The following is a 12,801-nucleotide window of genomic DNA, read 5'->3' on the forward strand; positions in this document are numbered from 1 at the left end:
GGGGCCACAACCACCGATGAAAATATGGGTATTACAGGAGGATATTATAGACGCTGATTCACGCAGATATATATCAGAAGGACCGTCTCCGTGATATATTTCCTTGCTAAATAGCCAATAAGGGCGCAAAAGGATGTTTTCGAAGAAAAAGCGCATTTTACTTGACAGGAGCAGTTAAATTTAGCTAATATTAAAAGGCAGTCTTTTATTTCTGTGCCTGGCTTCCGCCCCGTTGACGGGTATAGAGCAAAAAGATTAGCACCAACCTAGAGCTATTGCATTTACAGGAGGGAAAGACTTGAAAAGCTATGTAGCAAAACCAGCGGAAGTAGACCATAAATGGTATGTGATAGATGCGAGCGATAAGACGCTGGGCAGGCTATCTTCGGAAGTTGCCTCCATATTAAGAGGAAAGCACAAGCCTATCTTTACCCCGCATGTTGATACGGGAGACTTTGTTATTGTAATTAATGCTGCTAAGATAAAGCTCACCGGAGATAAGCTCAACCAGAAAAAATACCGCCACCATAGCGGTTATCCGGGTGGATTGAAAGAGATGGACTATAGGACTCTGCTGCAGAAGAGACCCGAAAAAGCTATAGAAGCGGCAGTACAAGGTATGCTACCACATAATCGCCTGGGTAGGAGCATGTTCAAAAAGCTCAAGGTTTATAGTGGCAGCGAGCACCCACATCAGGCGCAGAAACCAGAACTAAGAGAGCTTAAAGGGTAAGGAGGATCAAGATGGCGAAGGTTCAATACTGGGGAACAGGCAGGAGAAAAGAAGCCGTAGCCCGGGTAAGATTGGTTCCGGGTGAAGGTAATATTGTAATAAATAATAGAAGTTTTGAAGATTTCTTTCCTAACAAGACCAGCCGTTTAATCGTCCAGCAGCCGCTGGTTTTGACCGCCACGCAGGGGCGATTCGATGTTATATGCCGGGTAAATGGAGGCGGAGTAACCGGACAGGCTGGAGCTATTCAATTAGGCATTGCCCGGGCTTTGCTTAAGGCTAATCCGGATATAAAGGCTATGCTGAGGAGATCAGGCTTTCTTACTCGTGACCCGCGTATGAAAGAAAGGAAAAAGTATGGTTTGCACAAAGCCAGAAAAGCTCCTCAGTACTCCAAACGATAAAATACGGCCAAACAAAACCTCCCCTGAGACAGGGGAGGTTTTTTAGTGAGCTCCTGGCCATGAGGTTGAGCGCCCTTCCATTCGCCTTCATAAATTCTGCATCGCGGTAGAAGGCTCTACCATAGCCTTCCGGTTTGCCCTCTTTCATATCACCATCATAAGCTATGGTAAAACCACTTTGCTCAAGAATGTCCTGAAACAACTTTCCTTGGTATTGTTTCATTCCTTCCATAGATGCCCCCCCCTCTTATTATGGTAATTGTCTATGCTAAATGCGTTCAATTATTATACTTTATACCTGTTTCTGTCGGAAGCACCAAATAAGACCTATTTCCCGGAATCCCGATTTATAAAATCTACTTTTCCATCATATAAAAGAAAGAGGAGACCGGTAAAAGGGGGAAGGAAGATGTACATAAGAAAACCATACCTGTTTGTGGAAAAGAAGACCAGTATGGTCTTGGCGGCACTTCTCTTCATAATGTTATTTGCTGGGGTGGTAGCCAATGAATATCAACCTGCCGAACCAGTATTGTCCTACAGCCTGGCCAACCAGCTTATTGTAATTGATCCTGGGCATGGGGGGTTTGATCCGGGGGCCTGGCGGGGCGAATTAATGGAAAAGAATATTACTCTGCCCATAAGTAAAAAATTGCAACAGCATTTAAGCCAGGCCGGGGCTATAGTTGTTATGTTGCGAGAAGAGGATAAAGATCTGGCGGGAGAGCAATTCAAAGGCAGCCTGAAAGAGCGCAAGCGCCAGGATCTTAAGGCTCGGGTCGATGAAGCCAACCGGCTCAAGGCCGACCTATATATAAGTATTCACACCAATGCTGATCCCTCACCCCGCTGGTACGGGGCCCAGACTTTTTATAATGCGCGTAGTGAAGATAGCAAAATAATGGCAGAGTGCGTTCAGGACGAATTGACCCGGATTTTGGGTAATACTAAACGTAAAGCCAAGCATGGTAGCTATTATATTATTGATAAGACCGAAATGCCGGCGGTAATTGTGGAGGTGGGTTTTTTGTCCCATCCGAATGAGGCTAAGCTTCTAAATGATTCGGCTTACCAAAACAAGGTGGCCTATGCTGTGTTTTCTGGAATAGCGAATTTTCAAGCCAGCCAGTTGGAGCCAGCGGACAAATAATAGTACTGGCAGGCTCCTTGTGACTATTGTGAAAAGTAAGCGATTAGCGCTCCAGTGGCTACTAGGAATATAGTATTGAGTAAATTACTTTATCCATAAGAATAGCATAAAATCTGATAGTTAATAGGCTTGCTCTAAAGTTCAAGATTGTTTTTACAAGCTACCGTTCCTATTAAACAGAGCTGGTAGATAGATTTTTAATGGATCGTCCCGCAGTTAAATGTTTTTGTGGCTGGCTGGATTTGGAAAGGGGAAGGGTTCTGCTATACTAAAAGTAAAGAGCAAGGCGAATCGAGGAGGTATTCTTATGATTAGCTATGTAGCCCTCTCCCCCCATCCCCCTTTGATTGTATCAGATATTGGGGGAAGCGGTTTGCAAGATGTGCAGGCAACAGTAAACGGCATGAAGGAGATGGCCCGGGAATTGGTGGATAGCAAGCCGGATTCCCTGGTATTTTTAACGCCACACGGCAATGTTTTTGCGGATTGCCTGAGTGCCCTGAGCGAGGAAGAGCTACAAGGAGATTTCAGTAATTTTGGGAGCAAACTGGGGACAAGCCGTAGAAATGATAAGGGATTACTGGATGAAATCGAAACCGGGGCCCGGAAAGCCGGTATCAGTTTTATTACCTTGTCGGCTGAAGTATTAAGGCTCCATCATTTGAACCCGCGCCTGGATCATGGGATACTGGTACCGCTCCATTATTTGGAGGAGGCTGGCCTGCCCCAGATTCCGATACTGGCCATAAGTGTAGGCTTCCTATCCCCGTTGGAATTATATACTTTTGGGGTAGTTATCCGGGATGCGGCTTTAGCCCAGGGCAAAAAGCTGGCCGTAGTAGCTTCCGGGGATATGTCCCATCGTTTAAAAAATGAAGGGCCCTATGACTACCACCCGGATGGAGCTGTTTTTGACCAGCAGGTACAGCAAATCCTGTGCTCTGGGGATAGTGAAGCCTTGATAAAGATGCCGGAAAAATTGCGGAACAATGCCGGGGAGTGCGGCTATGCCTCCCTGCTAATAGCACTGGGTAGTCTGGATGGCTCAACGTATGAAAGCAAGATATTTAGTTACGAAGGCCCCTTTGGAGTAGGCTACCTTTGTGCTGGCTTACGCCCTAAAGCCTCAACCTCAAGCCTGTTAGAAAAATTGCTCAATGAGAGGAAAGAATCCATTAACAACAGGCGTAAAGAAGAAAGCCCACCGGTCAAATGGGCGCGGATGATCCTGGAAAGTTACATCAGAGAGGGGAAAAGAGCCAAACTGCCTTCGGAAATGGAGGAATTACGCCAGCAAAGAGCTGGGGCTTTTGTATCTTTGAAGAAAAACGGGCAGTTGCGGGGATGTATCGGCACCATTGCTCCATCCTATGGAGACCTGGCCGACGAAATTGCCGGCAATGCCATCAGTGCAGGAACCGCTGATCCACGTTTTTTACCGGTGGATAAAAATGAACTGGAGGATCTGGTTTATTCCGTGGATATACTGGGTGAGGCTGAAGCTTGCCGGAGAGAAGACCTGGACCCGTACAAATACGGAGTTATTGTCAGCAGTGGCCCTAAGCGGGGATTACTGCTCCCGGATCTGGAAGGGGTGGATAGCGTGGAAGAACAGTTGTCCATTGCCCTGCAAAAAGCAGGCATTTCACCCGGGGAAAGATACGAAATAGAGCGTTTTGAAGTCAAGAGGTACGCTTAAAAGAGGGCGGAAGACTAACTCACTTTTCATCGGTGGTTGTGGCTTTGGGCCATAGGGGAGTGGTAAGAAAAGTGAGGAGTAGGGGGTGTAAGGTGCAGGGGTTGCGGTGTCAAAAGGACCGTCCCCTTGACACCCCTTGACACCGGACAATGGAAGAGGGTGGTAGTAATGCCGGAAGTTGAGGCATCGTTTTATGAAAAAATGGAGGAACAAAGGGTGAAGTGCGAGCTCTGTCCTCATCATTGTATGCTGAAGGAGGGGCAGAGTGGCTTATGCCGAGTACGGGTCAATAAGGGAGGAAAGCTTTTTACCTTGAATTATGGCCAGGTGGCTTCCCTGGCCCTGGATCCAATTGAGAAAAAGCCTCTCTACCATTTCTTCCCCGGCAGCATGATTCTCTCCGCCGGAACCTTCGGCTGTAATTTCTTTTGTCCTTATTGCCAGAACTATTCCCTGGCTCAGGAAAAACCACCCACCCGGGATATCAGTCCTGAACTTCTAACGGAAGTTGCTCGGCAGAGCGTGGATGATGGTTCCATTGGATTTGCTTTTACCTATAACGAACCCACTATCTGGTATGAATATGTCAGAGATGCTGCCTTCATGCTAAAAGAAGCAGGGTTGAAAAGTGTTCTGGTTACCAATGGCTATATTGAAAAAGACCCCCTGGAGGAACTTCTGCCGTTGGTGGATGCTATGAATATAGATGTAAAAGCTTTTAATGATGATTTCTACCGGAAACATTGCAAGGGGCGCCTGGAGGCGGTAAAAGCCACGGTGGAAAGAGCGGTGGGGATGACTCATGTGGAAATAACTACTCTCCTGATTCCCGGAGAAAACGATGAGCCCGCAGAAATCAAGGCTCTGGCCAGGTGGCTGGCCGGGTTGAACCCGCAGATACCCCTGCACCTTTCTCGTTACCACCCGGCCTTCAAATTCAGCCGGGAAGCCACTCCGGCGGCCACCCTGGAAAGGGCCCGGGAGATAGCTCGGGAGGAATTGGATTTTGTCTATATGGGAAACCTCCAGCAGGAGGAGAATAATACCTGTTGCCGGGCTTGTGGCGAACTCTTGATCAAGAGAAATATCTACCAGGTGGAGAACCGGGGGTTAAGAGAAGGAAAGTGTAAAGCCTGCGGTAGTAGCATAGCGTATATAATATGCTAAATTAAAATGGGAAGGGCAACGCCCTTCCCACCTATATATGAAAGCCACCGGGTAACCCCAGTAGCTATCAAGCATAAGAAACAAAGCTACCTACTGACAGGATATGAATTAACTGTATCAGGTGTTACATGGAGCGGTGCTAATCAAGAAAAGTGATATATAACTATTCCTAAAACACCTGCAGGGTGGAGACAGAAGCACCCGTGAAAAATCAATTTGAGGGTGCTTGAATGCTGAGGGTATTTGCTATTATAAACCCCTCACGCCTTACACCTCATTTTTATTATTATGCCAGGATTTGTTTAGCTTTATACCAAAAAAGAGGGAGGAAGGATTCATGGAAGAGATAGTATTAAAACCAGTAGGACAAGTGCTTTCCTCAGCGGAGGAACCGGAAGATATGCCCCTGGGAGGGCTAGAGGCAGTAATCGAGATATTTCCTGAATATCTGGAGGCTTTAAAGGGTATAGAAGAGAATTCCCATATCTGGGTATTGTCCTGGTTTCACAAAGCCCCGCGCGATCTTCTGCGGGTAAAGCCAGGCAGGATAAACCCCGAACTGCCTGAATATGGCGTTTTCGCCCTGCGAGCTTATGGCAGGCCTAATCCCATAGGCTTATCCCTGGCTCGCTTGGAAAGGGTCGAGGGCCATCGCTTGTATCTTAAAGGCCTGGATGCCATCGGGGGGACGCCAGTAATCGATATCAAGCCCTATTTCGAGAATGATGCGGTATTTTCGCCCCTTACTTCCTATATAAAAGGGAAGAACCGGGAAATACGACAGGGGATTTTGAGCAAACGAGCCCTGGTCCACCACCAGGAAGAATGCCGCTACCTGCCTCTGGCGGTTAGGATGGCTATTATAGCGGAAGACTATCTAGGTAAGCTGAATTCGCTCGATCTTTTCGTAAGGGTCAGAGGCTCTGTGTGTTTGGCTGACTGTATACAGGGGATTAGCAGAGCACGCTTGGCCAATCCTCCAAGATTTAGCTTTCAGCAAACAGAGGAGAATATGGAAAGCGAATGGAAACGGGGGAAATCCACCTTGTTGCTCAGGTTGAAGTCGGATGCGGAACTGGAGGGGCTGGAATTGAGAGAAGACCAGGAGCTTTTTCATATAGAATACCGGGAATAAACCCGGGTAGCAGGAATTTGCCCTCTTTTTAAATTCTATGCAAAAAGTTATTAATATTCATTAGCTTGCAAAAATATATCGCTTTAAGTCTTTGCATGGGTAACACCTGCGGCTTGTCTCATGGCTCAATGGTACCGCGCTAATCTCCCATCCCGGGTGCAACCTTAATAGTGACATCCGCAGGATGGAACACCAGGAGTACCCGAAGGGTGCTGCACCCATGCTTGGCCAACGCTCGCCTGGTATATTTAAGAAGCCTTATGCGACAAAAGGGGTTTTTGCAGTTGAGTCACAAAAAGGATATTACTACAAAAAAGATAAAATAGGGTTTTGATGGGCCCGGCACTCAGAAATGATAATTGCTAATAAACTTGAGAGGTAATGATTGAGTGCTGGGTTGTATATTTATGCAGTAATTTATGCATCAAAAAAGCCTTGATTGTTGCCAAATATATTTTACTTGTGCCGGATAACGCTTTGCGCGCCTGCTTATGCAGCTATTATACAAAATAAGGGCTTTTGTATAAGAGTCAAAAAAGAATAATATTCATTGCAAATTTATACATCGGAATGTATAATTATGAGCAGTGCTCAAAAAATGACCAGCATACCAGGGAGGTTGTAAAATTGTTTAGAGTAGGAATAGTGGGTGACGGCTATACGGCGGCTGATTTATTAAGGCTTCTAGCTAATCATGAGCAGGCGGAAGCGGTACGAATTTTTTCCACAGAAAATATTGGCCGGCGCATAGATGAAGTTTACCCGCATTTGATAGGATTTTCCGAGCTGATTTGTGAAGAGAGCAATTGGGACCTTTTAAAAGAAGAATGTGATTTGGTATTTCTGGCTTTGCCGCACGGGCTTTCCGTTTCTATTGCTATGGAACTCTTGCCGGCTGGCGTAAAGTGTGTGGATCTGGGAGCGGATTTTCGCTTGAAGGATGCCGGGCTTTATGAGGAATACTATGAATTGACCCACCCGGCACCGGAACTGCTGGAGGAAGCTGTGTATGGATTGCCGGAAATCTACCGGGAAGAAATAAAGCAGGCCAGCTTGATAGCCAACCCGGGCTGTTTTCCCACCGGAGCCATTTTGCCCCTGGTTCCACTGCTGGAGGCCGGGGTGTTGGAGCCCAACAACCTGGTGATAGATTCTAAAAGTGGAGTATCTGGAGCGGGAAGGAGTCCGAAAGCCAGCAGTCATTTCTGTGAGGTCAATGAAGGAGTAAAGGCATATGGGGTGGGTACTCACCGGCACGGGCCGGAAATCGCCCAGGAATTGAGCCGGGCTGCTGGTAAAACAGTGGAAATGGTCTTCACCCCGCATCTGATTCCCATGAACCGGGGGATACTAACTACGATATATGCTCGTTTGCGAACTACGGCCGACCCTGGCCTGGTCAGGTTGGTTCTGGAAGAGAAGTACCGGGATGAGAATTTTGTCCGAGTCCTGCCTGCTGGAGTAATGCCCCATAGCAAATGGGTTTACGGCAGCAATATGCTGGATATCGGGATATATGTAGATGGGAATAGTCGCCATGTCATACTGGTCTCAGCTTTGGACAACCTGGTCAAAGGAGCCTCGGGGCAGGCCATTCAGAATATGAATCTTTTATTGGGCCTGGAGGAGAACAGCGGTTTGAAACTGGCCGGGATATATCCCTAAATCAGAGTAAGGGGTAAGCTGTGAGGCGAAATTAGCATAGCAGTCCCTGTCCAGACTTTGGCGGATAAGCTTTTTCTTACTGCTGCTATACTTTGCTGTGAAAGCAAACATTAGTTTAGATAAATAACAAATGTTGGCTCTACTGCAAAAACCCCTTTTGTTGCATAAGGGTTGTATAAATAGGTAAACGAGCGTTGGCGAAGGTGAAAGCTGGCGGTCGAAGACCGCCCCTACAATGCCTTGCGGTCGCTATTAAGGTTGTTGCGCCTGATTCGGAACGACACGGGGGTCGTTCCCTACACACCCTTCGGCCGCTTTGATGTAGCTGAGCGGTATATTTATGCACGCTAATGCATATTTATAACTTTTTGCAGTGAAATCAATAAATATTTATGATTTTTTGGAGGAGAAGCAATGAAGATTATAAACGGTTCTGTCTGTGCCCCCAAGGGTTTTTTAGCCCAGGGGGTAGAAGCGGGAATAAAGAAGATAGATAAAAAAGAAGTCGCCATTATATATTCCACTGAGCCCTGCACTGCTGCCGGAGTCTTTACCAGCAATAAAGTCAGAGCTGCCTGTATTGACTACAATAAGGCTTGTTTGGCTGATGGCACCGCCCGGGCCATAGTGGCTAACAGCGGCAATGCCAATGCCTGCACCGGGGAGCAGGGCATTAAGGACAGCCAGCGGATGGCCGATTTGACCGGGGAACTGCTGGGGATCAAGGGCAGTGATGTACTGGTAGGCTCCACCGGGGTTATCGGGGTTTTCATGCCCATGGAAAAGGTGGAAAAAGGGATTAGGAAAGCCGCTGCGGCCCTTTCCCGCGATGGCGACCATAATGCGGCCCAGGCCATAATGACTACCGATTTGACCAGTAAGGAGCTGGCCATAGAAATAGAAATAAAGGGAAAGCCGGTTAGAATAGGCGGGATTGCTAAAGGTTCAGGTATGATACATCCCAATATGGCAACCATGCTGGCCTTTATCGCAACAGATGCTGCCATAGACAGCAAATGTTTACGGGAAATGGTAAAAGCTGCAGCCGACCGGTCTTTTAACATGATCAGTGTGGATCGGGATACTTCCACCAATGATATGCTGGTAGTTTTGGCCAATGCTCTGGCCGGGAATCCTATTATCGATGAAGTAGACGCGGAAGATTACCTGTTGCTGCAGGAAGCATTGGATTATTTATGTATCAGCCTGGCCAAAAAGATTGCCCGGGATGGGGAGGGCGCTACCCGTTTAATTGAAGTACAGGTGGTTAATGCCGCGGATTATGAAGAGGCCCGGCAGATTGCGCGCTCCATTACCGCTTCCAACCTTACCAAGGCGGCCGTTTTCGGCGAGGACGCCAACTGGGGAAGGATACTGGCGGCAGCAGGCTATTCCGGAGCAGATTTCGATCCCGGGCGGGTGGATATCTACCTGGGCCATGAAAAAATGGCGGAGAACGGTATGGGCTTGCTATTTAATGAAGAGCGAGCGCGGCAGGAGCTTAAACAGGATCCGGTGCTGATAAGAGTAGATTTAAAGGCGGGAAAGCAGCAGGCTACCGCCTGGGGCTGTGATCTTTCTTACGATTATGTTCGCATAAATGCGGCTTACCGGACTTGAGGTCTTATACAACCCCTATGCAACAAAAGGGGTTTTGCAGTAACATCAATTATCAGTAGTGCTTGAACAGTGAGGTGTAGAAGGGAAAAATCTTGCCCCCTCACCCCTCACTTTTTCATTTAAGTTTCAGGAGGTTAAGATATGTTTGTTTCCGCGATGGAGAAGGCCGAAATTCTGGTAGAGGCCCTACCCTACATAAAAGATTTTTACGGGCGCCGGGTGGTAATAAAATACGGCGGCGCCGCCATGACCGATTGTGAGCTGAAGCAGAAAGTGATGCAGGATATTGTCCTGATGAAATTTGTGGGTATGCATCCCATTGTAGTACATGGCGGCGGGCCGGAAATCAACCAGATGCTATCCCGCCTGGGGATACAAAGCGAGTTCGTAAATGGTTTTCGAGTTACCGATGCTGCTACCATGGAGATAGTGGAAATGGTACTGGGGGGTAAGGTGAACAAGGAGATTGTGGCCGGTATCCATGCCAGCGGGGGAAAGGCGGTAGGTATCTCCGGTAAGGATGGCATGCTCATCCAGGCTCGTCCCGCTGATGGCAGCGGAAAGATGGGTTTTGTAGGTGAAGTCCAGTGCGTAAATCCTGAGCTCATAGAAAAAGTAATAGAAAACGGCTATATTCCAGTAATTGCTCCTATCGGCATAGGAGAGGAGCAGCAAAGCTATAACATTAATGCCGACCTGGTAGCGGCCGCCATTGCTGTCAGCATGAAAGCCGACAAGCTGGTTCTTCTGACCGATGTGCCCGGGCTTATGATGAATCCGGCTGACAGTAATAGCCTTATCTCCGTCTTAAAGGTCAGTGAAGTGGAAAACTATGTGCAAAAGGGCATAATAGCCGGGGGAATGGTTCCCAAGGTGCAGTGCTGTGTAGAGGCGGTAACCGGCGGGGTAGGACGCACCCATATTATCGATGGGCGGGTACCCCATTCCATATTGCTGGAGGTATTTACCGACGAAGGTATTGGAACCATGGTAGTCAACGAGTAGAACAGGAGGATACAAATTGAGCAGTCAAGATATTATGGATAAAGGTCAGGAATATGTAATGAATACCTATGGGCGTTTTCCTATTGCGCCGGTAAAGGGAAAGGGCTGTTATCTGTGGGATGCCAATGGCAAACAATACCTGGACTTTGTCGGCGGTATAGCGGTTTGCCTTCTGGGCCACTGCCCCGATATTTTGAACCAGACCCTGCGGGAGCAGAGTGAGCAGTTATGGCATGTGTCCAACCTTTATTGGATAAAGCCGCAGGTAGAATTAGCGCAAAAATTGGTGCAGGCTGCGGGGATGGGCAAAGCCTTCTTTTGCAACAGCGGAGCCGAGGCCAATGAGGCTGCAATAAAGCTGGCCCGCAAGTATTTTTACCGTCAAAAAGAAGGAAAAAGAAATACGATTATTGTTTTTAAGAATTCATTTCATGGCCGTACCCTGGCTACCCTGACTGCCACCGGACAGCCCAAGTACCAGGAAGGCTTTGCTCCTCTTCCTCCGGGTTTTGTTTATGCCGAGTTCAACCAACTGGATACGGTGGAAGCCTTGTTGGATGACAGCATTTGTGCCATAATGCTGGAGCCCATTCAAGGAGAGGGAGGAATACAACCGGCTGGTTTATCTTTTCTCCGGGGTTTGCGGGAAATCTGCGACCAGGAGGGTATATTGCTGATTTTTGATGAAGTCCAATGCGGGATGGGCCGGAGTGGAAAACTCCTGGCCTACCAGGCTTACGGGGTGCAGCCGGATATCGTAACCCTGGCCAAGGGGTTGGGCGGGGGATTTCCCATTGGGGCCATGCTGGCCAGCGAAAAGGCAGCCAGCGGTTTTGCTCCGGGCGACCATGCTTCCACCTTTGGGGGCAACCCCCTGGCCACAGCGTTGGCCTGTAAGGTAGTAGATACCGTAGCTAGCCAGGAATTTCTGGCTCAAGTGGAAAAGATAGCGGAATATCTTTACCAAGCTTTGCTTTCTATAAGTGACCCTCGCATTACCACCGTCCGTGGCCGGGGTTTGATGCTGGGAATAGAATTCAATACCGAGGTTAGAGAATTGGTGGAGATTTGTATGGAAAAAGGCCTGCTCCTGCTGGGGGCCGGGCCTAAAGTGCTTCGCTTCGTACCCCCGCTGGTAGTAAGCGAAATGGAGATAAACCAGGCTATGGGGATTCTTAAAGGGGCCTTGATGGAATGGAGCGCTTGAAGCAGAGCAGGCATGCAATGAATAAGAAAGTGACTGTCCGCTTGTTCCCTGTAGTAGGGAAATTATGATAGATGGGAGTGGGAAGATGTTAAAACTAAAAGATAATCTCCGGGGGCGGGATTTTATCAGTATTCACGACTTCAGCCGGGAAGAGATTGCCTACATTCTGGAAGTAGGCGCCGAGTTGAAAAAGATGCAAAAATCCGCTATAGTTCATCCCTACCTGGCGGGGAAAACCCTGGCTATGATATTTCAGAAGGCCTCCACCCGTACCCGGGTAGCTTTTGAAGTGGGAATGTATCAACTGGGAGGACATGCTCTCTTTTTAAGCCCCCGCGATATTCAGCTGGGACGGGGGGAAACCATAAAAGATACCGCCCAGGTTCTGACCCGGATGGTGGATGGCATTATGATCCGCACTTTTGGGCATGAAGAGGTTTTGGAACTGGCCCAATGGTCCTCTGTTCCCGTAATCAATGGCTTGACCGATTTACTTCATCCCACTCAGGTGATAGGGGATTTGATGACTATAAAAGAAGATAAGGGAAGCTTGCAGGGCTTGAAATGCGCCTTTATCGGCGATGGCAATAATGTAGCCCATTCCCTGCTTTTCGGCGGTGCCAAAGTCGGTATGGATGTGGCCATCGCTTCACCGAGCGGTTTCGAAGCCGATGCGGCCATTCTGGAAATGGCTCGGGAGGATGCTCAGGAAAGCGGAGCCCGCCTGCAAGTCTTGAGCGACCCGGTGGAGGCCATCACTGACGCTGATGTGGTTTACACCGATGTATGGGCCAGCATGGGGCAGGAAGAAGAGGCTGATGACAAGGAGCAGCATTTCCTCCAGTACCAGGTAAACCGGAAGCTTTTAAGCCTGGCCCGTCCAGATGCAATTGTACTGCATTGCCTGCCGGCCAAGCGGGGCAAGGAGATTACCGATGAGGTAATGGATGGTCCCCAGTCGCGGGTATTCGAAGAAGCGGAAAACCGTTTGCATGCGCACAAAGCCATTATGGCCC

The 12,801-nt window shown here is 48.3% G+C and carries 11 protein-coding genes; all 11 read left to right on the forward strand.

Annotated features, from left to right (window positions below):
- Window positions 1-298 precede the first annotated feature (298 nt).
- Entirely contained in the window at window positions 299-733 is a 435-nt protein-coding gene (gene rplM / locus PHP87_RS07775) for a 50S ribosomal protein L13 (RefSeq protein ID WP_299920148.1), read from the forward strand.
- An 11-nt stretch (window positions 734-744) separates the two neighbouring features.
- Complete coding sequence (gene rpsI / locus PHP87_RS07780) at window positions 745-1,137, forward strand: 30S ribosomal protein S9 (RefSeq protein WP_299920149.1); 393 nt, start codon at window positions 745-747, stop codon at window positions 1,135-1,137.
- Between the two features lie 409 nt (window positions 1,138-1,546).
- Window positions 1,547-2,287 (forward strand): N-acetylmuramoyl-L-alanine amidase CwlD, encoded by a 741-nt coding sequence (gene cwlD / locus PHP87_RS07785; RefSeq protein ID WP_299920150.1) that lies wholly within the window; start codon window positions 1,547-1,549, stop codon window positions 2,285-2,287.
- Window positions 2,288-2,594: 307 nt separating this feature from the next.
- Window positions 2,595-3,986 (forward strand): AmmeMemoRadiSam system protein A, encoded by a 1,392-nt coding sequence (gene amrA / locus PHP87_RS07790; protein WP_299920151.1) that lies wholly within the window; start codon window positions 2,595-2,597, stop codon window positions 3,984-3,986.
- 168 nt (window positions 3,987-4,154) lie between these two features.
- Window positions 4,155-5,153 (forward strand): AmmeMemoRadiSam system radical SAM enzyme, encoded by a 999-nt coding sequence (gene amrS, locus PHP87_RS07795; RefSeq protein ID WP_299920152.1) that lies wholly within the window; start codon window positions 4,155-4,157, stop codon window positions 5,151-5,153.
- A gap of 337 nt (window positions 5,154-5,490) precedes the next feature.
- A complete protein-coding gene (gene tsaA / locus PHP87_RS07800) occupies window positions 5,491-6,288 on the forward strand; it encodes a tRNA (N6-threonylcarbamoyladenosine(37)-N6)-methyltransferase TrmO (RefSeq protein WP_299920153.1) in 798 nt (265 codons plus the stop codon).
- A 627-nt stretch (window positions 6,289-6,915) separates the two neighbouring features.
- Window positions 6,916-7,953, forward strand: a complete 1,038-nt coding sequence (gene argC, locus PHP87_RS07805; protein WP_299920154.1) for an N-acetyl-gamma-glutamyl-phosphate reductase — start codon at window positions 6,916-6,918, stop codon at window positions 7,951-7,953.
- A gap of 414 nt (window positions 7,954-8,367) precedes the next feature.
- Window positions 8,368-9,573: a bifunctional glutamate N-acetyltransferase/amino-acid acetyltransferase ArgJ gene (gene argJ / locus PHP87_RS07810; RefSeq protein WP_299920155.1), complete on the forward strand. Its 1,206-nt coding sequence runs from the start codon at window positions 8,368-8,370 to the stop codon at window positions 9,571-9,573.
- Window positions 9,574-9,714: 141 nt separating this feature from the next.
- Complete coding sequence (argB, locus tag PHP87_RS07815; protein ID WP_299920156.1) at window positions 9,715-10,578, forward strand: acetylglutamate kinase; 864 nt, start codon at window positions 9,715-9,717, stop codon at window positions 10,576-10,578.
- Between the two features lie 16 nt (window positions 10,579-10,594).
- Entirely contained in the window at window positions 10,595-11,785 is a 1,191-nt protein-coding gene (locus PHP87_RS07820) for an aspartate aminotransferase family protein (protein ID WP_299920157.1), read from the forward strand.
- A gap of 85 nt (window positions 11,786-11,870) precedes the next feature.
- Window positions 11,871-12,801 (forward strand): ornithine carbamoyltransferase (argF, locus tag PHP87_RS07825; protein WP_299920158.1); only part of this gene is annotated, 931 nt, incomplete at its 3' end.

The organism is Syntrophomonas sp., assembly GCF_028707975.1.
In the GTDB taxonomy this organism is placed as follows: Bacteria; Bacillota; Syntrophomonadia; order Syntrophomonadales; family Syntrophomonadaceae; genus Syntrophomonas.

Bases quoted from the DNA above. Each gene is read 5' to 3' on its own strand.
- amrA (WP_299920151.1), top strand. From the start codon at position 2,595: ATGATTAGCTATGTAGCCCTCTCCCCCCATCCCCCTTTGATTGTATCA.
- cwlD (WP_299920150.1), top strand. From the start codon at position 1,547: ATGTACATAAGAAAACCATACCTGTTTGTGGAAAAGAAGACCAGTATG.
- argJ (WP_299920155.1), top strand. From the start codon at position 8,368: ATGAAGATTATAAACGGTTCTGTCTGTGCCCCCAAGGGTTTTTTAGCC.
- amrS (WP_299920152.1), top strand. From the start codon at position 4,155: ATGCCGGAAGTTGAGGCATCGTTTTATGAAAAAATGGAGGAACAAAGG.
- argB (WP_299920156.1), top strand. From the start codon at position 9,715: ATGTTTGTTTCCGCGATGGAGAAGGCCGAAATTCTGGTAGAGGCCCTA.
- rpsI (WP_299920149.1), top strand. From the start codon at position 745: ATGGCGAAGGTTCAATACTGGGGAACAGGCAGGAGAAAAGAAGCCGTA.
- tsaA (WP_299920153.1), top strand. From the start codon at position 5,491: ATGGAAGAGATAGTATTAAAACCAGTAGGACAAGTGCTTTCCTCAGCG.